The sequence below is a fragment of the Muriicola sp. Z0-33 genome, from assembly GCF_026126425.1.
Classification (GTDB): domain Bacteria; phylum Bacteroidota; class Bacteroidia; order Flavobacteriales; family Flavobacteriaceae; genus JAFMPW01.
The window spans coordinates 36,349-61,337 of record NZ_JAFMPW010000011.1 but is presented as its reverse complement, the minus strand read 5'-3'; the positions used below and the strand labels follow the sequence as shown (position 1 = coordinate 61,337).

The following is a 24,989-nucleotide window of genomic DNA, read 5'->3' as shown; positions in this document are numbered from 1 at the left end:
ACAACATAATCCTCAGGCACCCCCTGAGGTCTTATACAAATATAGAAATAGCAATGGTTTGTGCCTTTTTTTTAAGATATATTAAACTCTTTTTTATCAACAATTAGACTAATTTTGTATTTCGGCAGGTCACCTTATCGCTATCCGCCATTCAGGCGGGGAGAGGAAAGTCCGGACACCACAGTGCAACATAGCGGGTAACACCCGTCACTCGCCATTGGCGAGGCGGACAAGTGCAACAGAAAGCAAGTACAGGTAATGCTGTAGTGAAATCAGGTAAACTCTATGTGGTGCAACGTCATGTATATCAGTGTTTGAGGGTTGCACGCCCGAGCTGAAGGGTAGACGGCTAGAGCTTTTGGGCAACCAAAGGTCCAGATAAATGATAAGGAGCCTCACTTTGGTGGGGATACAGGATCCGGCTTATGACCTGCTTTTTTTTATACCAACCCTATAAAAGTATTTATGGTGCTGCTTCAAAAAAACTGAATACACTACCTCCGTATTTCCGTTGTTGAGTAAAATGATGCAGATGGGAGAGATCGGTGTGTTTAGAGTGTTCTATAACAAGCACCCCCCCTTCTTGTAACAATGCTCTATCAAATGTGAGTTTAGGAATTTCAGCAAATTTATCGGGAGACAGATCGTATGGAGGGTCTGCAAAAATGATGTCAAATTTAGATGTGGTCTTTTCCAGGTAGGCAAATACATCGCTCTTAACCGCTTCTATTTCTAATTCTAATGCAGTTGCTGTGGCCGAAATAAACTTAATACAACGAAAATTGGCATCAACACTCACTATTTTTGTAGCGCCTCTTGAGCCAAATTCATAACTAATATTCCCCGACCCGGCAAAAAGATCCAAAACTTCAAGATCTTCGAAGTAATAAGAATTATTTAAAATATTAAACAATGCTTCTTTGGCCATATCCGTTGTAGGCCTTATTGGTAACTTTTTAGGTGCTGTGATACGCCTGCCCTTATATTTGCCAGATATTATGCGCATTACAAAGCGTTGATTACAGTAAAGTCTATGGCGTCATTGGCCATGCCTTCTATAGGATAGCTAGAACTTGGAGGAATAAAAATAGATAAATGTTGTATATACTCATAACAAATGCCATAGATCTCATCGGTCTCTTCAACGGCTCCAAAAAGGCGTAGCTTCACCGCTGCTGTATCCAGGCTTAATTGTTCAAGGGTAAATAGCAAGTAATATATAAAGTCTTCTTTGGTAGTGAACTTAAAGCTATTGTAGAAGAGTAATTTCTTTTGTGAGAGTACCGTAATATCCATTTGCTGTTCCGAGACATGAACATAACAAATAGGTTCTTTTCCATTAGAGTGGGTATTTAACAAGGCCTCTATAAGCACTGTACCATTGTGTTTGTATTCAAATTCCCCGAACAGATCGTAAATGAAATTATTAATGTTTACAAAGGGAACATATACATTAACCATGTCATAACTTTCAATCTCATCATAAGCTATTAAATCATTGGCTAGTATTTTGGTATTAAATTTAAGGTAGTTAGGTAGTTCCTCCTTATTAAATAATGCTTTGGGTACCAGCCCAAAAAGATTGTTTCTGTGAATTACCACTACCTCGGAAAAGCGGTAGTCCTCTATATTACTGGCATCAACCAGCTCTTTGAGTTCCTTTTGAACCTCGTATGGAGATAGCTCTTTCCCAAAATCTATATGCTTGCTCACCGGAATACTATTGGCAATAGTATCAAAAACGCAAAAAGAAAGTCCATTCAGGCTAACCTGAATGGACAATTTATGATAACTATTATCCAGGGAATTCTCCGGATTATTGGTCTCCTTTTTTGTCATAGATTGGTGGCCAGTTCCCACTAGTACTCACTTCTGTTAGCGAACCTACTTTTATTTCGCTACCATTGACTTCTTCCACACTAATTTGTGCATTTTCCCTGGTTAGCAGATCTGCAGGTTGATCTCCCAAAATAACGTTCTTAGCAACTTTTGCTTCAAATACAGGTGCCCTGTATCCACTTTTATCAATCACATCTGCTTTCATTGTAAATTTCTCACCTCCTTGTGCACCTGGCACATTCATCATGGATTTGTAGCGGTCGTCATTTTTGAATAAGGAATCTTTTACAGAAACAAAGCCCAGGGTATCAATTATTTTAACTTCTCTAAGAAGGTCTATCTGATACACTTTATCAAATTCCATATAAGAAGAGTCTCTTTGTTGGGTAATGGTATATTTTCCGGTATCCACAAAACTTATAAGCGAGTTAAAATCATTGGCGTATTTACCAGTAACAGTTTTATATGCCTCCTGAGAATTTCTAATATCCTTAAGCTTTGCAATAACCTGCGAATAACGCTCTTGTTTTACCTTGGCAAATTCAATAGGTCCTGTTACAGATCCATAGATAAGGTAACCTAGAACAATACATACTATCCAAAGAACAATTTGAATTACGACTTTCATTTCTTAGTTGAGTTAATTATTTTGAGTGCTAATCACAAATCTACAATTTTTTTTTAATCGTAAAAGCTTTTCCCCCAAAAATCCTGATTATCTTTGAGGCCCTATGACTACGCTTACAGCCCCTTCTTTTTATAAGATTCTCAAGGAAAAATTTCCTCACCTTCCAACTATAAAACAAGAAGTGGCATTAGAAAAATTGGCCAATTTTGTTCTATCAGATACCAGGGATGAAATCTTTTTGTTAAAAGGATTTGCTGGTACAGGTAAGACGACCATCGTAGGAGATATTGTAACTAACCTCTGGAAGACAAAAAGGAAAGCGGTGCTTTTGGCTCCTACCGGGAGGGCGGCCAAAGTGATGTCCAATTATTCCAATACCAAAGCTTTTACCATCCATAAAAAGATCTACTTCCCTAAAAAGGAAAAGGGGGGTGCCGTAAAATTTGTGATGGCACCTAACAAACACAGAGATACTATCTTCATTGTTGATGAGGCCTCTATGATCCCGGATACCCCTGCAGATTCCAAACTTTTTGAGAACGGTTCTCTTTTAGACGATTTGCTGCAGTATGTATATTCCGGACACAACTGCAAATTAATACTCATAGGGGATACCGCTCAATTACCCCCGGTGCATTTAGATTTAAGTCCGGCCCTGGATGAGGCTAAACTGGCTAGAAATTACAACAAGGAGGTAGTTTTTATGGAATTGGATGAGGTGGTAAGACAATCTGAAGATTCGGGGATATTAATGAATGCCACCAATCTCAGGGAACAACTTCAGGGGAATTTTTATGATGCTTTTCAGTTCGATGTAGATCCCTATACAGATATAATAAGGTTGGTAGAAGGTTTTGATATTCAAGAAGCCATAGAGGAGGCCTATCAGCTTCATGGCCGTGAAGAGACCGCTTTTATAGTGCGTTCCAATAAGCGCGCAAATCTTTATAATAAGAATATCAGGGAGAGAATCCTTTTTCTGGAGAACGATTTGGCGGTGGGAGATTATATGATGGTGGTTAAAAACAACTATTTCTGGCTTCGGCCCAATTCTGAAGCCGGGTTTATTGCCAATGGCGATATCATTGAGATATTAGAAATATTTGCATTTAAGGAATTATACGGGTTTAAATTTGCGGAGGTAAAAGTGCAGATGGTAGATTATCCTAACCAGAGACCCTTTGAGACCGTACTGATATTAGACACCATAATGGCCGAAACTCCTTCTCTTCCTTATGAAGATGGCAACAGGCTTTATTTGGAGGTGCAGAAAGATTACGCCCATGAGAAATCTAATTACAAGAAATTTTTAGCAATAAAGAACAACAAATTCTTTAATGCGCTACAGGTAAAATTCTCTTATGCAATTACCTGTCATAAATCTCAGGGAGGGCAATGGAGTACGGTGTTTGTTGAACAACCCTATCTGCCTAATGGCATAGACAAAGAATACCTCAGATGGTTGTATACAGCTGTGACCAGGGCAAGGGAAAAACTCTACCTGATAGGTTTTAAAAACGATTTTTTTGTTGGGGGGGAATAACTTATTTTAGTGAAGCCCTAGTTTGGAACTATTTTTGAAAGTAGTATTCCGAAATTAATCGGCCCTAAGTGCTTTTATAAAACAATTATTCAGGATGACTTCAGAGACCATCATAAGTATTTTTTTAGGTGTGGGTTTGGCCGCATCTGTAGGCTTCCGGGTATTTCTACCCCTATTTGCCTTAAGTCTGGCTTCGTATTTCGGAGTTTGGGATCTTAATGACAGTTGGGAGTGGGTAGGCAGCCTTGCTGCTGTAATTACTTTAGGGGTAGCAACAGTAATTGAAATCTTTGCTTATTTCATACCCTGGGTAGACAATCTCCTGGATAGTATTGCAATACCCCTTGCCGCAATAGCGGGTACCGCAGTAATGGTATCTACCGTTGCCAATCTGGACCCGGTGGTAACCTGGTCTCTTGCAATAATTGCCGGTGGTGGGACGGCTTCGGCCATTAAAGGTGCTTCGGCTTCGGGAAGATTGGTTTCCACTGCCTCTACAGGAGGTTTGGGAAATCCGGTGGTGTCTGCTGTAGAAACAAGTACGGCAGCAGTAGTTACGGTGGCTTCAATTTTTGCACCAGTTTTGGCCGCAATTTTGGTTATCATAATTTTGATCATCATCTTTGCAATCTATAGAAAGTTAAGGCCCAGAGCCAAGACATAGCAAGTTTCAAAACAATCTACAATGAATATCATAGCAATGATCCCGGCGCGTTATGCAGCTTCCAGATTTCCTGGCAAGTTGATGGAGGATTTGGCTGGAAAACCTGTGATTCTAAGAACCTATGAGGCGGCATTGAAAACTAAGTTATTTCATCAGGTATATGTTGTAACAGATAGCAAGATTATTTTTGATACCATTGTAAATGCAGGAGGTAAAGCTATTATGAGCATCGAGGAGCACGAATGTGGTTCGGACAGAATAGCAGAGGCGGTAATGGAAATGAACGCGGATATCATTGTTAATGTACAGGGGGATGAACCTTTTACAGACAAAAAAAGTCTGGCCGGTGTACTTGCAGTTTTTGAAAACGATGATGAGCAGGAGATAGACCTTGCCTCTCTAATGACGCCAATAGATAATGAAGAAGAAATAAACAATCCCAATACCGTAAAAGTTATTGTGGATAATAGAAACTTTGCTTTATATTTCTCTCGTTCCCCCATCCCATATCCGAGATCCGGAGCAAAAAATATCCCGTATTTTAAGCATAAAGGGATTTATGCCTTTAGAAAAAGGGCACTAATGGATTTCAGGAGATTACCAATGCTTCCTTTAGAGGCAGCCGAAAAAATTGAAGCTATTCGGTATTTGGAATATGGGAAAAAAATTAAAATGGTTGAAACAAATGTCAGTGGTATTGAAATTGATACCCCTGAAGATCTGGAAAGGGCGAAAGCAGCATGGATTTAGATTACAGCAACATAAAAGTAATCGGTTTTGACGCCGATGATACCTTATGGGTAAACGAGACCTATTTTAGAGAGGCAGAAGAAAAATTTGCGGACCTCCTGGAAAATTATGAAACGAAGAATAAAATAGATCAGGAATTATTTAAAATGGAAATGCAGAATTTGAGACTGTATGGCTACGGAATCAAAGGCTTTGTACTTTCTATGATTGAAACTGCCCTGGATTTGTCCGACAATAAGGTTCCCCTAGCAACCATTACAACAATTTTGAATCTTGGTAAAGAAATGATTGCCCGCCCGGTAGAACTACTGCATGGAGTAGAAGAGGTGCTGAAGCAATTGGTAGAAGACTACAGATTAATTGTACTGACCAAGGGAGATCTCCTGGATCAGGAGCGCAAATTAGACAGATCCGGGCTGACAAAATATTTTCACCATGTAGAAGTACTAAGTGATAAAAAGGAAGAAAATTACATTAATCTGTTAGAGCATCTGGAAGTGCCAGTAAATGAATTTCTAATGATTGGAAATTCGCTGAAATCAGATGTATTACCCATAGTGAATATAGGAGCACAAGCCATTCATGTTCCCTTTCATACCACATGGGCACACGAAGAAGTATCAATAGATCAATATACCAACAACCACCTAACTGTAAACAAAATAACTGAGATACTAAAGCACCTTAATTAATGCTATGGAGTTTAATAAAGATTTAGAGGTACAGCCAGTCACAGGTAAAGCAAATACCAGGTACCGAAATTTTCCGATGGTTCCCAGGGTCATCTTCGGAGCTGGTAGTTTTGGTCAATTAGGTGAGATTCTAATGCCGCACAGGAAAAATTCTGATGCCCCGATGCTGTTTTTGATAGATGATGTTTTTATGCAGCAGGAGTTGGTCAGTAGAATCCCCAGGATTTTTAATGACCAGATAATTTTTATATCGGCAGAAGAGGAACCCAAGACCGAACAGGTAGATACCATAGTTGCAGAAATAATAAAAGAGTATTCCGAGCTTCCTTCCGGAATTGTCGGGATTGGCGGGGGCACCCTGTTAGATCTGGCAAAGGCAGTGGCGTTGATGCTTACCAATAAAGGCAGTGCTTCAGAGTATCAGGGATGGGACCTGGTACAGAAGCCGTCAATATACCATGTGGGGATACCTACCATTAGCGGTACCGGAGCAGAAGTTTCCAGAACAACGGTATTGATGGGGCCGGAAATGAAATTGGGGATTAATTCGGATTACACCACCTTTGATCAGGTAATTCTGGATCCGGAATTATTGGCAGGCGTTTCAAAAGAGCAGTGGTTTTATACCGGGATGGATTGTTTTATTCATTGCATAGAATCTTTAAACGGCACATATCTTAATGCGTTTAGTCAGAGTTATGGTGAAAAGGCGCTCGATTTATGTATGGAAGTGTTCCTGGGCGATTTACCGCCTGAAGCTTCCCGCGACAAACTTATGATGGCTTCCTGGCATGGCGGAATGAGTATCGCTTACTCCCAGGTTGGGGTGGCCCATGCCATGAGTTACGGCTTGTCTTATGTTTTAGGGGTTAAACACGGAATTGGTAACTGCCTGGTCTTTCAGCATCTTCAGGAATTTTATCCGGAAGGAGTAGCATTGTTCAACAAAATGAGACAAAAACACGGAATAATATTACCCACAGGAATATGCAAAGGACTAAGTGAAGCCCAATTTGAAACCATGATCCGCGTATCTCTGGGAATGCAACCTCTATGGGAAAACGCACTTGGGAAAGATTGGCGCAAGATCATTAGCCCGGAAAAATTAAGGGCTATATACAACAAGATCTAACCCTAATTCTGTTTTCTTGCATTATTGTTTACCGCATATTACTGCTCCTGCTTTAATTTCTTTAGCTTTGGTTTTTGATATCTAATAAAGCTTACAAAACATTTTTATGCACCTACTTGCCAAATTTATCTATTTCAAAATTTTGGGCTGGAAGCTTATAGGAGAATTTCCTGAGGCAAAGAAATGCGTGGTAATAGTGGTGCCACATACCCATTGGATGGACTTTTTTATGGGTTTGCTGGTGCGGCGTGTGGTGAATAAAAAGATCAACTTTATTGGAAAAAAGAGCCTCTTTAAACCTCCTTTTGGCTGGTATTTTAAATGGATGGGTGGGGCCCCAATAGACAGGAGTACTTCTAACGATACTGTTACTGCAGTAGTGGATATATTCAACAGTAAAGAAGAATTTAGATTGGGGTTATCGCCGGAAGGAACACGGAAAAAAGTGACCAAATGGAAGACCGGGTTTTATTATATTGCCAAAGCAGCAAAAGTGCCAATTGTTTTGGTAGCCTTTGATTTTGGAAAGAAACAGGTTAAAATATCCCCGCTGCAATATCCTACTGATAATATGGAGACCGACTTTAAAAATTACCAGGACTTTTTTAAAGGGGTTGTGGGTAAAGTCCCGGAATACAGCTTTCGATGAAATGCAGAAAAAAACGTTAAGCGGTTCTGTTTTTAACAAAATAGTGTATTTCAACGATTATGTTAAAGTTTCTGTAATTTCTCCACTAAGTAAAACTATCTTTCTTTTCTGTTGTTGCAAAATGGCAGCTAAAAACTATCTGTTAACAGGGCTTTTATAGATTAAATGCGCTTTTAATATTTGGTTTTTGTACCCCAAAACTTATGTATTTAGCTTGGTTATGTTGTTAACTTAAAAACACAACCAAGTATGGAAAAAGTTACTCCAAGGAGGGCATTTCTTGGCAAAGCCCTTATGGCCACAGCTGGTATAGCCAGTATTTCTTCAACAACTACATTAAGAGCATTAACAACCAATGAAAGTCCTTATAAAGGGTATAACCCTTTTGCAGTAGAGAAAAATGATCTACGCACCTTTCCTTCTTATCCCTTTGGGGAACATATAGAAGTAAGGGGTAAAATATTTAATGAGGCAGGAGCTGCCACTCTGGACAATTGCCTGCTCGAAGTATGGCATTTGTCGCCCAATTCAACTAAATATCGTCACAGGGGAAAACTCCGCACTAATGAAGCTGGCGAATACAAGTTTATAACGGACTTTCCTAACCGTGAAATGGGCAAAAACTATAAGATCTATTTTAAGGTGACTAAAGGGGATAACGCTTACTTCACAGAATTGTCTTTCAATAATACCCAGGCATTTATCTCGGGAAAACATTGGGAGAAAAACAATCAATTGGGCGAGGCCTTGCTTTTCCCAAATAAAAAAACTTTTGCTAATAAGACTTCAATGGAGTTTAACATAGCTCTTAACACTAAATAAAACACAGAAATTTATGGAACCATTTATAGGACAAATACAGGCCTTTGGCTTTAATTTTGCCCCTCGGGGCTGGGCGCTTTGTAATGGCCAGTTATTGCCCATCGCACAAAATACGGCCTTATTTTCACTTTTAGGGACAATCTACGGGGGAGACGGGAGAACCACTTTTGGTCTCCCAGATTTAAGAGGTAGAGTACCAATGAGTTTTGGGACTGGAGGCGGCTTAACGCCAAAGTCAATTGGACAGCGGGGAGGATCCGAGACAAACGTTCTAGGAATATTTAATTTACCGGCTCATAATCATGCAATTGGCGCAAAGGCCTTAGGGGATACAGATGATCCTACCGGAAATGTAGTGGCAGGAGACGGCACCAATGCCTTTGGAACATCCTCCGATATTAATGCGGACCCCACGGCTAATACTGGCGGAGGACAGGCGGTTAACAATATGCAACCATATGTTGTTATAAACTATTGCATTGCTCTTACAGGATTATTTCCTTCCAGAAATTAATTAATAAAATCAGAAAGATATTATGGAACCATTTATAGGACAAATTCAGGCATTTGGATTCAACTTTGCCCCTCGGGGATGGGCTTTATGTGATGGTTCATTGCTGGCAATATCCAGTAATGAAGCTTTATTTTCACTTTTAGGGACAATCTACGGGGGAGACGGGAGAACCACTTTTGGTCTCCCAGATTTAAGAGGTAGAGCACCAATGCACTTTGGAACAGGCCCAGGGTTTTCTACTCGTACCATTGGACAGCGTGGAGGATCCGAGACCAACGTGATTGGGGTAAATAATATGCCTTCCCATAATCATGCAATTGCTGCAATGGCAGAGGGGGATAGCGATGATCCTACCGGAAATGTAGTTGCGGGCGACGGTACCAATGCCTTTGGAACAACCTCCGATATTAGTGCTGCACCGACAGCTAATACTGGCGGAGGACAGGCGGTCAACAATATGCAACCCTACCTTGTTGTCAATTATTGTATTGCACTAACAGGGGTATATCCTTCAAGGAACTAAAAATAAGTTATATAAGCAGTTCAACTGCCGAGAACATTATAAATAAACCAACATGAAAAAAATTACCTTACTGCTTGCAGTTTTGCTTTGCAGTTTTCATATAAGTGCACAAACAACATTAGCGGCAGGAGATATTGCTTTCATAGGGAGTAATGTTGAAGGCGCCACAAATGCCGATGATAGTTTTGCCTTCGTCTTACTTGTAGATGTTGAATTAGGAACCGAAATTATCTTTACAGACCGTGGGTGGGATAATACCGCAGGAGCTTTCACCAGCTTTAACGGAGACGGGGAGTTTACCTGGAAGGCCTCCTCGGCCTTAACGACAGGTACAATTGTAACCCTGGATATGAGCGGCTTATTTCCAGCAGCATATGCCCTTATCGGGGATCAGCTATTTGCAATCCAGGGCAGTATTGGAGCGCCAACTTTTATTGCCGGACTTCAATACAACGAAATCGCCACCGGTGGGACGGACGGTAATTGGGATGGGGAAGCTACTACTAATTCTACTTCAGAATTGCCCATTGCACTGACCAATGGAGATACAGCGGTGCGACTCATAACCGCCGCAGGGGAGGAACAAGACAATTGGCAATTTAGCTGCACCCTCGCAGGAGGAAGTCCTTTAGAGGGAACTCCGGCTGAAATCAGGGCGATTGTACACAACAGGGCGTTTTGGAACAGTAGTGATGATACGGCCTATAACCCCGCCGCGGAAGCAGGCTGCAGCTTTGTTGTTGAGGAATGTGCAGTTAACATAGATACACAGCCAATTGATGCTCAGGTATGCGAGGGTGCTACAAATATAGATTTTGTAGTACAAGCCACTGGTGCAGGAACCTTATCTTATAACTGGGAATTCAGTGAAGACGGTGGGGCTACCTTCAACGATGTCAACCCTTCAGCAGATGGAAATCCTACACTTACTTTGGCAGGTCCTTTGAGCGCAGCGGCGAACGGAAATCAATATCGCGTTGTGGTGACCAGTGACAATGGTACGCCGGCCACGTCTGACGATGACTGTGAAGAGATCAGTAGTGTGGTAACCCTGACGGTGAATCCTTTACCTACCGTAACTTTTACGGCAATTGCAGATCTTTCTATTGATGCTGGCGTTCAGCCAGGTTTAGGGGGGGGAAGCCCATCAGGCGGAGTATATTCTGGTCCTGGCGTAACAGATGATGGAAATGGGATGACCTATTCTTTTGATCCGGCTGCTGCTGGGGAAGGTGTACACACTTTAACATATACCATCAACACGGGTGACAGTTGTGATAACTCAGCCAATGATGATGTAGAGGTCATTGGATTGGCTAGTATTACTATTAAAAAACTGGTAACGGGAGCTGGGGCAGATGCCGATCAGCAGTTTGAGTTCTTTTATAACAGTTCTATAAGTGGACTTCTAGGTACCTTCTATCTAAGTCAGAGTGGTATCAGTTCGCCCGAAGCTGAGGGAGGGGAGTTCAACGTGCCAGGAGGCAATCTCTTCCAGTTCCGAGAAGAGAATCTACCAGAAGGATATGACGTAAGTGATATCCAATTCTCCAGTGCCAACGGTAATACAACTGTTTCTGCACTGGATATTCCTGGAAATGAAATCCAATTTATTATTGCACAAGGAGATGATGTTACTGTAACCTTTGTGAATTCGTTTACACCGCCATTGCCTCCTTCAATGGCCAATGATATTACATCTTTTACAGTCCCAGGTCAAATTGGCACTTCGGATATAGATGCCACCGCGAAAACCGTAGAAATTTTGGTACCCAATGGCACGGTGGTTACAGCACTTATTCCTAGCATTGCGGTTTCACTTGATGCTACTGTGAGTCCTGATTCCGGGGTTTCACAAGATTTTACCAATCCGGTGATTTATACAGTCACGGCCGAGGATGGTACTATGCAGCCATGGACCGTTACGGTAAGAGTACAGATCCTGGTAGATCTGGAACTCGAAATGAGCGTGGACAACCTTACACCGGTTGTCGGCGATAAGATTAACTTCACCTTTACCCTCACCAATAAGGGACCGGGGAGTGCCACAGGGGTGACCGTGAAAAGTCTATTCCCTAATGGTTATTCGGCTACTGGTGCTGGAGTGGTCAACGGAGGTACCTATCATTTTGCACCGCGGGGTGAATGGGAATTTGGAAACCCGATTTTACCCGGTACGACGGCGACTTTGACTTTGGAGGTCATTGTAAACCCTAGTGGTGATTACCTCCATTTGGCCGAGGTCATTGCACTTAATGAATTTGATATTGATTCTTCTCCTGGAAATGGTGTGGATACGGACGGTGACAATAATGTAGTCGACGATCCCGATGATGAAGATGACGGCGATGGTGTAATTACAACTCCCCAGGATATCACTGCGCCATCCATCATTTGTCCGGGGGATATTGTAGTAAGCAATGATCCCGGCCAGTGTGGCGCCGTAGTAAACTTTACTGTAACGGCATCAGACGATCGACCAGGACTTACCCTTGTTGTTAGCCCGGCAAGCGGATCATTCTTTCCAGTTGGAACTACTATGGTAACAGCAACAGCTACAGACCTTGCAGGAAATATTGCTCAATGCTCATTCAACGTGACGGTTAATGATAATGAAGCACCCGTAATTGTTTGCCCTGCAGATATTACAGTTGATGTTCCATTCGGGGAGACTGGCGCGATAGTAAATTTTGCACCCACCGCTACTGATAATTGTCCCGGAGTTGGTGTATCAGCCGGACCTATGAGTGGATCTTTTTTCGCACTGGGAACTACTGCGGTAAATGCAACTGCAACAGATGCGGCTGGAAATTTCGCAGGTTGCACCTTCAATGTAACTGTTAATGAATTACCACCAACGGTACTGACAGTTCTGGATTTTGTTCTGGTCAATGCAGATACCAACACAGATATTGGCCCTATTGCCAACGGTGATATTATTGATGTAACCACCTTACCAACTATGAACCTGAACATCAGGGCAGAGGCGACCGCAGATACAGAAAGCGTCCGTCTTGAGCTCAGTGGTGCCCAGAGTAATGGAAGAACCGAGAATGTTGCACCTTTTGCACTCTTCGGTGACAATGCCGGAAACTATGCTGCCCATGTATTTGCATTGGGAGCGTATGACCTGACCGCAACACCTTATTCCGAAAATGGATTAGGAGGTACGGAAGGAACCGGACTTGCAGTAAGTTTCGAATTTGTAAACCCGGCCGTAGTTTCACCGCTAATTGTTGTGGATGCTACAACAGATACCGAATTATTTGGCCTAACAGAAGGCTTGGTGATTAATAAGAGCATTACCGGCGATATTCCCTTTGGGATTATCTTTAGTCCGGCTTTCAACCCTAATGGAGTACGTTTTAGCCTATCCGGGCCACTTACAGAAAACAGGTCTGAAGGCAGTTCTCCCCCATATTCGCTATTTGGCGATATAGGAATAGACATTCAGGGTAAAATGTTCCCTGAAGGTTCATATACGCTTGTAGCCAACCCTAACAGCGGGCCAACGGTTACTGTAAACTTTGAAGTGGTGGATGTTGATCCTGTTTGTGCGGATTTTGAAGCCAATTTTGGAGAAGTTGACAATCCGGCCGATTGTGGCACCGCGGATGGCAGTATTGAATTAATTGTATCAGGCTTTCAAGCTCCATTACAATTTAACTGGAGTCATGACGCTACTCTAAACACGGCTCTGGCTACAGGACTTGATTTAGGTGATTACAGCGTAACAGTTACCGATGCCAACGGTTGCTCCAAAACATTGATGACCACTTTATATGATACCAAGGCACCAACGCCCATTTGTATAAATGGATTAGCCATTGAATTGGGTCCAGACGGAAGTATGACGGTTTTACCTTCGGATTTTATTGCCGCTCCGATCCCCGATCTTTGTGGAGAAATTACCTATTCCCTAAGCAAAGACACCTTTACCTGTTCTGATATTGGAACTGTTCCGATCAGAGTTATTGCTACTGATGGTAGTGGCAACAGCGATTACTGTGAGACTTTTGTTATAGTTCAGGATAATTTAGGTATTTGTACAGATAATTCGGTTACAGGCTTTGTATTGGTCGACGCCGATAGTAATACAGATTTGATGACAATTGTAGAAGGTGCGGTTATAGATCTGGCAAACTTACCAACTAACAATCTTAATATCCGGGCAAATGTAGGATCAGGTATAGAAAGTGTAGGCTTCTCCCTTAGTGGGGCGCAGTCCAATACAAGAACAGAAAATGTACCGCCATATGCGCTCTTTGGTGATAATGGAGGGAATTACTTTGCTCATACTTTTGCGGTAGGTAGTTACAGCCTCACAGCAACGCCATATACGGGAAATAATAAAGGGGGTACCCCTGGAACATCAGGGACCGTGAATTTTGAATTCATAGATGGTAGCCCGGTATTCTTTACTATAAAATTATATCCCAATCCGGCGGTAGAACAAATCAAAATTGATGTGGACGATCCCAAGGTTAAAATGCGTTCTGTTACTGTGCATGATGTAAGAGGAAGGGCCATGTCTAGCACAGACACAGGTTTCCTATCTGCAGGTGAAGACTTTACACTACCGGTTAGGGACCTGCCGGCAGGGGTGTATTACCTGAGTGTGGTTAATAGCAAAGGCTTTACACACCAGCAACCTTTTATTGTTAGAAAGTAAATATAGAAGCCCCTCTTCCTGAGGGGCTTTTTTTTAGGTCTTATTCCGTATTTTTTTTGATGGCAGGGCTTGCTGTTTTTTCGTATTCCCGGGGAAAACAAGATGGGTACTAGAATAGGTGGTGCCAAAAGTATTGGCAGCAGCCCATATCTGATCTATGGCATCCAGCACCTGATGCGGATAGAGTTCCTTTAGGGGATGTGTAAAGACAGACCAGATAATCTCATCACTTAGGGCGTATTTCACATCTAAGGCAGAATGATAATTAGCCACAAGTGCATTCAGAATTTGATCTTCATTTAATTGCTCCCGCTCTACTATGGGTGTAATGATCCGCATTCGATTTGCATTTTCGTCATAAATACATATCAGCATCCGCTCTTTGTACAAAAATTGGAGGGTATTACCGTTGCTTTGCACGGTATCAGCAACCTGAACAATGAGTTCTTTTATTTTTTCCGGATGCATTTCCTGAGCGTAACCCGGGCTAAGGAATAAGCCACATAAAAGAAGGCTAAAAAACTGCAATGTTTTCATAAGGAGCGTTTAAGGTTTAGGTCGTGCAGAAACAATTTAATTTACAGAATTGAATCATTTAGGAATTAATAGCCTCAAAAAGGGCTGGCACCTTCAGTATTTGTCAGAATATTTTTGTTGGTTTTTAAATAAAATCTTCGGATTTGTAAGACATATTGGGGTATCAAACTGATTATTTGGAAAATTCCATTTTGGAAATTGTAAAGAAATTTTGTAATCGGATATTAGCGCCAGCCATCATAAAAAAAGGAAAAATCTTACAGAATTTAGGCTTAGGGTAATATAGTACATATGCCCCAATTTGGGAGGAGAATTAATTATTGTCATTGAGCCGATAATTGTGCATTTTATCGAATTAATCTTCTTTCATCGTGGATTTAAATGATTTTATCCAATCTTTAAATTGTTAAAAATGTAAAAAGAACTCCGTTATAAGGAGCTCTTTTTACCTTTTTAACATTTTAAGCTTACGTCGCAAATATGTAAGAAAAAAAATTGCAGAATTGACCTCCCCCCGTCGTTGCTGAATTTTAAGAGATTTACACCCCAAATCTCCTTGAAATTAGTCTTGGTTATGCTAGTAACCAAATCAATCCTGTATGGGAGAAAATTACATTACCAGCAACACAAAAGACATTTTATTTTTTGCGCATCAGACCTTTGCCGTCTCTTTGCGGTCTTTCCTTGTACACCACATTGATTATTTAAGATTACCAGTAAAATGTAACAACTTCTCATTGGTTGTTGCACCAACAACGTATTACACCGAAACACTAAATATTAACACTCCACAGTTATGCAAAAGATTACACCAACACCAAGGACCATGAAGTTTGGATCTTTAAGATCCATAATCAACAGGTTATGCTTTTCAGTGACATCCCTTCAGAAAAGCCTTGAAAATTTAATAGTACCATTACCAAATCCGGGTAGAAAATGGATATGGCAGCCAATCCTTGCCCTCTTTTTTCTGCTTCTTGCAACACCTTCCTTGCAGGCACAGGCAGACTTTGTAAGTAGCCCTCTGGCACCGGTGGTAGATGTTGGAGATCCAATAACAGTAACCATTAGCGTGGATATAATTGGTGGTACTGTAGATGGGGCCGAGGTACACTTAGATTTTGATGAGACCTTGCTGGAAGTTACCTCTTTGAATTTTCTTGCTGCTGGCCAATTACCCATTCCTATTATTGCTCCAATATTTGATAATAACGCAGGTACTATTGACCTGGCATCTGGAGCTTTTGCGCAATTAACAGCGGATTTCGACTTTGTGGAGATTACCTTTAATACCCTTGGGATTGGGAGTACATCACTGGATTTTAATACAGTTTTTCCCAGACAAACACAAATAACCGGAGGAGGTGTCCCGGTATTAGGAACTGCTTCAAATATTCCGGTAACGATTAATGGCATAGACCTTCCCCCCGTTGTGAGTATAGACTCACCAAATGATGGGGATACTTTTACCGAGGGGGCAAACGTATTGGTTGAAGTAACCGCAACCGATGATATTGGCATTGTAAACGTGGAGTTTTACGATGGTATTGTTTTGTTAGGCCAAGACAATACTGCTCCTTACAACCTTCCTTTGAATAATATATCTGTTGGTTCTTACGCTTTAACAGCTGTGGCCTATGATGCTACGGGAAGTACAACTTCCTCAGTGGTGAATATAAATGTCAACCCCGCTGTAGATCTTCCGCCAACAGTAAGCATTACCAACCCGGCAGATGGAGCTTCTTTTACCGAAGGAGACAATTTAACCGTGATGGTTGATGCCAATGATGACAATGGGGTTACCCAGGTAGAGTTATTTGACGGGCCTGTATCTCTGGGTACAGTTAATTCAGCACCCTATGATTTTGCGTTAAACAATCTTGCAGTAGGCACCTATAACTTAACTGCTGTAGCTTCCGACATAAATACCACAACAACCTCCACGGCAGTAAACTTTACAGTTTCGGTGGCAGATACAGCTCCTGTAATTAGCCTGGCAGGGACTGCATCGGTAGACGAAGGTGGTAATCTTAATATTCCCCTTTCCATAACCGATGCGGACGGGGATAATCTTACGGTTAGTACTAGCACAGTGTCCAACGAACCGCAATTGTTGCAGTCAGCAAATAGTGGAAAACAAGTAGACCCGTTCCCAACGACTGCCGATGGTTTCTTTACCGAAAACAATACTGAAAATATAGGAGGATCTTATATCTCGCAATTACAATTTAACCCGGTCTTTGGAGACGGGGGAGGTGCAAATGGAGATGGTAGTGGAACATATACCATAACTGTGCAATACAGCGATGAGGACGGCAATTCTACATCGAGTGATTTAGTACTTACAGTAAATGATGTGGCACAGCCGGTCTCAGGTACTGCCATTACAAGAATAGAAGCCGAATCTTTTGACAACCAGGGCCCGGCAAATACGCAACCAGGAGGTACCGGTGATAGCAAAGGAATAGGCGTTGAAATAGATGCCGGTTTTACCAATATTGGTTTTACCAACACGGGAGATTATGCTGAGTATGAGATTGATGTGGCAACTGCCGGTATTTATCGATTTGATCTTTTTGTAGGGATTCCGAACGCTTCAGCAGGTGCTACAATGAACATATCCTCTGATGGGAATGTGGCAGGTACTTTTACGGCAGTAGGCACCGGTGGTTTTGGTAACTACCAGATACAAACGCTAAATATAAACTTACCGCAGGGCCCACAAACATTGCGCTTTGATTGGACCAGCGGCGGCGGATTCTTATTTAATATAGATTATTTTGAATTGCTGTATTTAAGTCCACCAAATTTGGCTCCAGTCATTGCACCGATAGCGGATGTTGAAGCTGGCGATGGGGAGGCCTTTAATGTTCCTATTCAGATTACCGATGAAGATTATCCAAATCTGACTACCTCTGTTGTGGTATATGATAAAAGTGCGGTTCCTAATCCGCTTGCCAATACCACGCCCTGGACATCTGGCAGTACTATTGGCGGTTTTAATTTGACCGATGACGGAGCGGGTAATTTTACATTGGATTTTCCTGCCGGGATTCCGGATGGAAGATCGTATTTAGCAAGAATAACAACAGATGATGGCACAAACCCTGCCGTAACTCAGGATTTTAATATCAATATCGCTCAGGATATTCCAGGTTCCATTCTGGCTAAAACAATTAGCGCTCCGCTACCCTTTTACGGCGGTAACCCAACTCCTTCAGGATATACAATCACAATAGAAAATAATGCGGCAGAAAATATCGGATATATAGGGCCAGGAGAGTTTGTTGAATATGTCATAGATGTACCTGTACCGGGCGACTATAATGTTGAATTTTTTGCAGGTAGTGGATCCGGCACCCTAACTACCACCTTGTCAGAAGAAAATGGGGGAGGATTTTCACCTATAGGCAGTTTCGACGCTAATGTAACGGGATGGCAAACATATGTTTCCTACCAGTTTGTGGTAACATTTACCAATGCCGGGATTCAGACTTTACGCCTTGATTTTTCAGGTGGAGGGGGTGTTAATATCCGGGACTTTAATTTCAGTCCGGCTAATGATTTACCACCTACCGTTGACGCCATTGCAGATGTTGCTATTGACGAAGGCAGTATTGTAAATGTTGACGTACAGGTTAACGATGATTTTAATCCGGCTGCTACTATTGTCATATACGACAAGAGTGCGCCATTAGGAAATAACAGCCCTTATACGCCTGCCGCAGTTGTAGATCCGGCAGATTATACCTTTACCGATAATGGCGCTGGCAGCTATACTTTAAACTGGCCAACCAGCATAGGTGATGGCCGTTCCTACGAAGCCAGGGTAATTGCCAATGATGGTTCTAACCCGGATGTTGTAGAGGCATTTACCATCAATGTTGCTCAAGACATAACCCCTGGAGTCATCCTGGCCAGGACTTTCGCCAGTCCTTTACCGCATTACGGAGGTTCCCCATCTGGATCTCCGGGCCAAGATTTTTCAGTAGCTATTGAAAATGCTGGTAACATAGGTTGGATCGATAATAACGATTTTGTAGAATACCTTATAGATGTGCCTGCAGGGGGCAACTATGATATCAGGGTAAATGCTTCCAACGGTTCTGGTGGCACTAATACCTTTAACATCCTTGTTGATAACGGCGGTGGGTTTGTGCCGATTGGCAGTATAACGGTACCCAGCAATGGCTGGGGCAGCTTTGCTGATTATACGGATCTGGTCACCTTTGTGAGCCCAGGCTTGCAGACCATTCGGTTCGAATTTACAGGAGGTACCAACATTACAGAATTTGAGTTTACTCCGAATAATAGTAATGCCGCACCATTGGTGTTCATTACTTCGCCAGCTGATAATATTGCAGCAGAACAGGGTACAGACATCACTTTCAGCGCTACTGCAAATGACCCTGAAGATGGTGATATTGCAGCGAATCTAAGTTGGACTTCAAATTTAGATAATGCCATAGGTTCTGGAGCTAGCTTTAATACAACAGCATTAAGTGTAGGTACACATATAATTACCGCAGAAGTCACAGATAGTGATGGTTCCGATCCGCAAACAGGGTCGGCCACCATTACAGTTATTATAGGACCGCCGGCGCCTAATTGCGACGTGGCTTTTAGAGTAAATGCCGGAGGACCCTTATACGCCTCGGCTTCGGGTAATTTTGAGGCAGACCAGTCTGCAGCCAATGCAGGCGGTACAGCACAGACGGGGACACCTTCTTCGTATGTCAACACTACGCCACCTAATACAGATACTACCTTTGGAGCAACCACTCCTTTAGTTTCCAATACCACTGGCTATCCTGATTATTTGTTCCAAACAGAACGCTGGAGTGCAGATCCGCAAATGAACTGGACTTTCCCCACAGGGAATGGAGTTTTTGAGGTGAGCATCTTATTTAACGAAAAATGGAGCGGAGAGGCAGGCGAACCAAGGGTCTTTGATGTTAATGTTGAAGGTGTCTTAGAATTGGATGATTACAGACCAAGTGTGGACGGTAGTCAGATCAATGTGGCCAGAGTAGAGACATTTAAAGTTACTGTGGTAGACGGGGAGCTTAATATCGACTTTATTAAAGGCACTCAAAACCCGGCTGTTAAAGGGTTTAGCATCTGTACATCTTCAGATACTCCACCCGAAGTGTTTATAACCATGCCACTCAATGGCGCAACTATAGACCGAAACGTTACTACAACTTTTGAAGGTAACGCAACAGATGTTGAAGATGATGATGCAGCCCTGACTTCCACTTTAAGCTGGAGTTCTCCTACAGCCCCAGAATTTGCTGGTACAGGAGGTTCTTTTTCAGATGAATTGATTACGGTTGGGACGCACAATATCAATGCCAGTGTGACGGATAGTGACGGAAATGTAGAAACTGCTACTATATCTGTTACCGTTCCCGGACCTGATGTAGACTTTACCTTCCCAGCAGATGCCGAGGTGCTGAATACCACGGAAATACAATTTATGTGGACAGCAGCAAACATGCTGTTATTAAATCCGTTTGATGAGCATTTTCACCTCTGGGTAAACCCTGCTGATCCTAATAACCTGGATCCACTTGATAGAATCTCAACGGCAGACCAGATTGGGCAGTTATTCTGGGAATTGGGTGCCGCTGATGGTATTGTTCCAGGTACAAATACCGTGGTCATTGTGGCCGCTGAAGGCTTGCATACAGAATTCACCAATGCAGATGCTAAGGATATAGTGACTTTCGAAGTTTGCGATGTCAACTTAGTAAGCGTAACACCAACAGATCCAACAGATTGCGGGATAGAGGATGGTACAATTACCATCTCGGCAACTGGTACAAGTCTGCTATACAGCATAGACAATGGTACTACCTTCCAGGCAAGTAACAGTTTTACTGGCCTTGCTGGTGGAACATATGATATAGTGGTAGAGGCCAATGGGTCTGTTAATTGCCAGGCTACGGATCAGGTGACCTTAGTGGCACCTGTATTGCCTACTATAGACAATATTACCGCAACCGACCCTTCAGATTGTGGGGTAAATGACGGAACTATTATGATTACCGCAACGGGCACAGACCTATTGTACAGTATTGATGGTGGTACCATTTTTGTGGCAAATAGCATTTTTACAGATCTTGCGGCAGGTAGTTATAATATTGTAGTACTAGAAAACGGATCTGTTACATGTTTAGCGACCAATTCAGTTAATCTTACAGCTCCTGCAGCACCGGTTATTTCTAATGTAGCAACTACTGATCCGTCAGATTGTAATGTTGACGACGGACAGATTGTGATTACAGCCACGGGTGTAAACCTTGAATACAGTATAGGTGGCCCATTCCAGGGTAGCAATACCTTTGGCGATTTGCCAGGCGGGATATATACCGTGACCGTACGTGAAGTAGGCTCCCCTAGTTGTACGGCTTCTGATCAGGCGACGTTAACAGCCCCGGAAGTACCAGTTATATCTAGTGTTGTTACTAATAATCCCTCAGATTGTGGAGTTAATGATGGTACTATAACAATAAACGCGACAGGAAATAACCTGCAGTACAGTATAGATAATGGGTTAACCTTCCAGGCAGGTAACAGTTTTACTGGTCTTCCAGAAGGAACTTACGATATAGTGGTACAAGCTGACGGATTAACCAATTGTGTGGTAAGCTTCCCAGGTGTTCCTTTAACCATTACAGACAGTACACCTCCGGTTATTTTATGCCCACCAACTGTAAATAGAATCAGTCTTGACGGCAATGATATTGTCATCCCGCTTGTAGATATTGGAACGGCCACCGCAACTGATAGTTGTGATCCTACTCCTCTTGTGACTGGTGTTCGGGGTGATGGGTTGGCCCTGACTGATCCTTATCCTGTTGGTGCTACCACCATTACCTGGACGGCAGTAGATGCCAGCGGAAACGGCGCTCAGTGCGGACAAACTGTAATGGTCGACTTCACCGCATCTTCCGCAAATGACATAGTATCTTTTGCTATACCAGGTCAGGTGGGTGCTGCAGATATTAATGCCGGAGATCATACTGTAAATCTTGTTGTAGATTTTGCAACGGGCTTAACCGGACTAATACCCAACATTGGAGTATCTCCGTTTGCCCTTGTAAATCCACCTTCAGGACAAGCTCAAAATTTTGATCCTGTTGTTCCTGTACTTTACAATGTAACTTCACAATCCGGAGCAAATCAGCAATGGGAAGTTTATGTATCCATAGAACCCGATACAACGGATCCAACGGTAACTTGTCCGGCAGATATAGTTGTCAGTAATGATCCCGGACAATGCGGGGCTATTGTAGACTTTATGGTTGCTGCCCTGGACGATGACCGCCCGGGAGTAACAGCCAGTGCATCACCTGCAGGAGGTTCTTTCTTCCCGGTAGGAATTACAGAAGTGACTATAATGGCCACTGATGCAGCGGGGAATACTGCCCTGTGTACTTTTAATGTCACAGTTAACGATATTGAAGCGCCAACGGTAGGTGTCCCGGCAGATATTATTGTAAGTAATGACCCAGGTGTATGTGGAGCTGTTGTGGATTTCATGGCAGATTTCACTGATAATTGTCCGGGTGTAGCCGCCAGCAGTGTTCCTGCAAGTGGAAGCGTGTTCCCAATAGGAACCACCGAGGTTGTGGTAACGGCCACAGATGCCAGTGGAAATGTAGGTCAAAATACATTTAATGTTACAGTAAATGATACGGAACCTCCGGTAGTAGTTTGTCCGGGGAATACCAATGTTCAGGGAGATGAAAACGGCGAGGTTGCCTTGCCAGATTATACTGCAGCGGCCTTAACCGGTGATAATTGCCCAGGTGCAACTACAGTCCAGGTTCCGGCTGCCGGAACCATTGTTTCCGGACTTGTTGAGGTAACCATCACAACGACAGATGGCGCTGGGAACCAGGCCAGTTGTTCATTTGATGTCACTGTGGATGAAGCACCTACAGTCTTGTCTGTAATCAGCTTTACTTTGGTAAATGCCGATAATGAGCAGGATATCAGGCCGTTAATGGAGGGGGATATTATAGACATTACCTCCTTACCTACAACTAACCTGAACATTAGAGCAAATACTACCGATGATACAGAAAGTGTACGGCTAGAACTCAGTGGTGCTAAGGCCAAAGGGCAAACAGAGAATTTTGCGCCCTACGCACTTTATGGGGATAGCGGAGGTAATTATGCGGGAAGTAATTTCGTAATAGGAGATTACACCATTCTGGCTACTCCATATTCTGGTAATAGTCTGGGAGGAACCGTGGGAACTCCTTTAACTGTGAATTTCCAAATAACAGACCAGGATCCCAATTGTATTGGCTTTAATGCCAGTATTACAGCAGTTTCAGATCCTACAAGTTGTGGTGGCAATGATGGTAGCGCAACGGTACAGCCACAAAATGGCACAGCCGCATTCACTTATTTGTGGAGCAATGGAAATACCAACCAAACGGCTAACAATCTTGATGAGGGGACACATACTGTAACTGTTACAGATGCTAATGGATGTTCTGTTGTGAAGTCGGTTACCTTAAGCGATCCGGCGGGGCCAGTAGTTACTTTGGCTGCATTACCTTCACCTATTATTAATACCGATGGGGCGATTACACTAGATGGATCCCCTGCGGGAGGCACTTATAGTGGCCCGGGAGTAAGCGGAAATCAGTTCGATCCCGGAGTTGCAGGAGTAGGTACGCATCAGATTACTTATTCATATACCGATCCTGCCACAGGATGCAGCAATAGTGCAAACAGAAGTGTTACGGTGACCACCCCAACTTCTAATGCCGCATTAATTGTATTGGATGCCAATACAGATCTGCCATTATTTGCACTCACAGATGGCTTGCAAATTCAACAAAGTGCTATTCCTTGGGGAATAGTATATAATCCTGATCTAAATCCTAATGGCATTTTCTTTAGCCTTACGGGTCCAATAAACCAGAACAAGGCAGAAGGTTCTTCCGCTCCCTTCTCGTTATTTGGAGATATAGGCACCAATGTATTAGGGCAGGTATTCCCTGTTGGGGATTACAGATTGGTGGCTAATCCTAATGTAGGTGCCACTATTATAGTGAATTTCTCTGTTATTGATGGTCCTCCACAGAACCAGCCGCCAATTGCTGTAGCAACGGGCAACGCAGATCCGGTGGTGCCCTTCAAAGTGAATTTCTCAGGAGCAGCCTCTATAGATAATGATGGTGATATTGTTGAATATTCATGGGACTTTGGAGACGGTGACACCTTTGTGTCTGCCACCCCAACTGCCATGCATACCTATGCCAGCACCGGTGTCAGAACAGTTACATTAACTGTCAAGGATAATGAAGATGCCACAGGATCTACCAGTATTCAGGTAGAAGCAGTAGATCCAAATGATATCATCAAGGTGATTAGCTTTACCCTGGTAGACGGAGTAACAGACAATGACCTGTTCTTAATTGATGATGGTGATAATATTGGTAACGGAGTAGGAATAAATATCAGAGCCAATACAGACCCAGGCGTGGTGGGTAGTGTGAAATTTGTTATGACAGGTGCTGCTTCAAGAGTTTGGACAGAATCTGCTGCACCATATGCACTTTACGCCGATAGCGCAGGAGATTATGCTGCTAAGACGATTCCGCAAGGGTCATATACCCTAACCGCTACACCCTATGAAGGTGCAAGTGGTACAGGAGCAGCCGGGCAGTCCTTAACTGTAAACTTTACGGTAGGTTTGTTCTTACCCTCTATGGAACCAGTTAGTTCTGTGATGATTTCACCTAACCCTGCAGACAGGGACGCAAATTTGGTATTTGATACCCCAGCCCAGCTTCAGGATATACTCATTTATGATGTGACCGGAAGGTTAATTAAGCGTGTAAAAGCCAATGATAATGTAGATGTTGGTGTTTACTTAATTCAGGTACAGGACTTACCTGCGGGAACTTATTTTGTGAGGGCCCGAGATGTGGAAGGAAAAGAATTCCAGGAGCAAATGGCCATTAAAAGATAAAAACACGTCTTAAAAGCATATGAA

At 42.7% G+C, this 24,989-nt stretch carries 15 protein-coding genes and 1 other RNA gene; 12 read left to right on the top strand and 4 right to left on the bottom strand.

Going from position 1 to position 24,989, the window contains the following annotated elements; genetic code table 11:
* Positions 1–121 precede the first annotated feature (121 nt).
* Positions 122–441: RNase P RNA component class A (rnpB, locus tag J1G40_RS14465), an RNA gene on the top strand.
* Between the two features lie 22 nt (positions 442–463).
* Here the strand turns inward: rnpB and rsmD are convergent.
* The 3 genes from rsmD to J1G40_RS14450 are packed head-to-tail and all read right to left on the bottom strand — an operon-like array spanning position 464 to position 2,467.
* Positions 464–1,006 (bottom strand): 16S rRNA (guanine(966)-N(2))-methyltransferase RsmD, encoded by a 543-nt coding sequence (rsmD, locus tag J1G40_RS14460; protein WP_265243365.1) that lies wholly within the window; start codon positions 1,004–1,006, stop codon positions 464–466.
* Entirely contained in the window at positions 1,006–1,839 is an 834-nt protein-coding gene (locus J1G40_RS14455) for a DUF3822 family protein (protein ID WP_265243364.1), read from the bottom strand. The genes rsmD and J1G40_RS14455 overlap by 1 nt, the downstream gene beginning before the upstream one ends.
* Positions 1,817–2,467, bottom strand: coding sequence for a hypothetical protein (locus tag J1G40_RS14450; protein WP_265243363.1), 651 nt, complete (start codon positions 2,465–2,467; stop codon positions 1,817–1,819). The genes J1G40_RS14455 and J1G40_RS14450 overlap by 23 nt, the downstream gene beginning before the upstream one ends.
* A 103-nt stretch (positions 2,468–2,570) precedes the next feature.
* Here J1G40_RS14450 and J1G40_RS14445 point away from each other — a divergent pair, with 103 nt between their 5' ends.
* From J1G40_RS14445 to J1G40_RS14400, 10 genes are all read left to right on the top strand, one after another.
* Positions 2,571–4,010, top strand: a complete 1,440-nt coding sequence (locus J1G40_RS14445; protein ID WP_265243362.1) for an ATP-dependent DNA helicase — start codon at positions 2,571–2,573, stop codon at positions 4,008–4,010.
* A 94-nt stretch (positions 4,011–4,104) separates the two neighbouring features.
* Positions 4,105–4,674: a DUF4126 domain-containing protein gene (locus tag J1G40_RS14440; RefSeq protein WP_265243361.1), complete on the top strand. Its 570-nt coding sequence runs from the start codon at positions 4,105–4,107 to the stop codon at positions 4,672–4,674.
* Positions 4,675–4,695: 21 nt separating this feature from the next.
* Positions 4,696–5,424: a 3-deoxy-manno-octulosonate cytidylyltransferase gene (gene kdsB / locus J1G40_RS14435; RefSeq protein WP_265243360.1), complete on the top strand. Its 729-nt coding sequence runs from the start codon at positions 4,696–4,698 to the stop codon at positions 5,422–5,424.
* A complete protein-coding gene (locus J1G40_RS14430) occupies positions 5,415–6,116 on the top strand; it encodes an HAD family hydrolase (RefSeq protein ID WP_265243359.1) in 702 nt (233 codons plus the stop codon). The genes kdsB and J1G40_RS14430 overlap by 10 nt, the downstream gene beginning before the upstream one ends.
* A 4-nt stretch (positions 6,117–6,120) precedes the next feature.
* Complete coding sequence (locus J1G40_RS14425) at positions 6,121–7,248, top strand: iron-containing alcohol dehydrogenase family protein (protein WP_265243358.1); 1,128 nt, start codon at positions 6,121–6,123, stop codon at positions 7,246–7,248.
* 106 nt (positions 7,249–7,354) lie between these two features.
* Positions 7,355–7,897, top strand: coding sequence for a lysophospholipid acyltransferase family protein (locus tag J1G40_RS14420; protein WP_265243357.1), 543 nt, complete (start codon positions 7,355–7,357; stop codon positions 7,895–7,897).
* Positions 7,898–8,146: 249 nt separating this feature from the next.
* Positions 8,147–8,719: a hypothetical protein gene (locus J1G40_RS14415; protein ID WP_265243356.1), complete on the top strand. Its 573-nt coding sequence runs from the start codon at positions 8,147–8,149 to the stop codon at positions 8,717–8,719.
* A gap of 13 nt (positions 8,720–8,732) precedes the next feature.
* Positions 8,733–9,233, top strand: a complete 501-nt coding sequence (locus tag J1G40_RS14410; protein ID WP_265243355.1) for a phage tail protein — start codon at positions 8,733–8,735, stop codon at positions 9,231–9,233.
* Between the two features lie 22 nt (positions 9,234–9,255).
* Complete coding sequence (locus J1G40_RS14405) at positions 9,256–9,756, top strand: phage tail protein (RefSeq protein WP_265243354.1); 501 nt, start codon at positions 9,256–9,258, stop codon at positions 9,754–9,756.
* A gap of 52 nt (positions 9,757–9,808) precedes the next feature.
* Entirely contained in the window at positions 9,809–14,428 is a 4,620-nt protein-coding gene (locus J1G40_RS14400; protein WP_265243353.1) for an HYR domain-containing protein, read from the top strand.
* A 33-nt stretch (positions 14,429–14,461) separates the two neighbouring features.
* Here J1G40_RS14400 and J1G40_RS14395 read toward each other — a convergent pair whose 3' ends face one another.
* Positions 14,462–14,965, bottom strand: coding sequence for a hypothetical protein (locus J1G40_RS14395; protein ID WP_265243352.1), 504 nt, complete (start codon positions 14,963–14,965; stop codon positions 14,462–14,464).
* A 796-nt stretch (positions 14,966–15,761) separates the two neighbouring features.
* Between J1G40_RS14395 and J1G40_RS14390 the strand changes: the two genes are divergently transcribed.
* Positions 15,762–24,965, top strand: a complete 9,204-nt coding sequence (locus J1G40_RS14390; RefSeq protein WP_265243351.1) for an Ig-like domain-containing protein — start codon at positions 15,762–15,764, stop codon at positions 24,963–24,965.
* The last annotated feature ends 24 nt before the right edge of the window (positions 24,966–24,989 follow it).

Bases quoted from the DNA above. Each gene is read 5' to 3' on its own strand.
- rsmD (WP_265243365.1), bottom strand. From the start codon at position 1,006: ATGCGCATAATATCTGGCAAATATAAGGGCAGGCGTATCACAGCACCT.
- J1G40_RS14455 (WP_265243364.1), bottom strand. From the start codon at position 1,839: ATGACAAAAAAGGAGACCAATAATCCGGAGAATTCCCTGGATAATAGT.
- J1G40_RS14450 (WP_265243363.1), bottom strand. From the start codon at position 2,467: ATGAAAGTCGTAATTCAAATTGTTCTTTGGATAGTATGTATTGTTCTA.
- J1G40_RS14445 (WP_265243362.1), top strand. From the start codon at position 2,571: ATGACTACGCTTACAGCCCCTTCTTTTTATAAGATTCTCAAGGAAAAA.
- J1G40_RS14440 (WP_265243361.1), top strand. From the start codon at position 4,105: ATGACTTCAGAGACCATCATAAGTATTTTTTTAGGTGTGGGTTTGGCC.
- kdsB (WP_265243360.1), top strand. From the start codon at position 4,696: ATGAATATCATAGCAATGATCCCGGCGCGTTATGCAGCTTCCAGATTT.
- J1G40_RS14430 (WP_265243359.1), top strand. From the start codon at position 5,415: ATGGATTTAGATTACAGCAACATAAAAGTAATCGGTTTTGACGCCGAT.
- J1G40_RS14425 (WP_265243358.1), top strand. From the start codon at position 6,121: ATGGAGTTTAATAAAGATTTAGAGGTACAGCCAGTCACAGGTAAAGCA.
- J1G40_RS14420 (WP_265243357.1), top strand. From the start codon at position 7,355: ATGCACCTACTTGCCAAATTTATCTATTTCAAAATTTTGGGCTGGAAG.
- J1G40_RS14415 (WP_265243356.1), top strand. From the start codon at position 8,147: ATGGAAAAAGTTACTCCAAGGAGGGCATTTCTTGGCAAAGCCCTTATG.
- J1G40_RS14410 (WP_265243355.1), top strand. From the start codon at position 8,733: ATGGAACCATTTATAGGACAAATACAGGCCTTTGGCTTTAATTTTGCC.
- J1G40_RS14405 (WP_265243354.1), top strand. From the start codon at position 9,256: ATGGAACCATTTATAGGACAAATTCAGGCATTTGGATTCAACTTTGCC.
- J1G40_RS14400 (WP_265243353.1), top strand. From the start codon at position 9,809: ATGAAAAAAATTACCTTACTGCTTGCAGTTTTGCTTTGCAGTTTTCAT.
- J1G40_RS14395 (WP_265243352.1), bottom strand. From the start codon at position 14,965: ATGAAAACATTGCAGTTTTTTAGCCTTCTTTTATGTGGCTTATTCCTT.
- J1G40_RS14390 (WP_265243351.1), top strand. From the start codon at position 15,762: ATGCAAAAGATTACACCAACACCAAGGACCATGAAGTTTGGATCTTTA.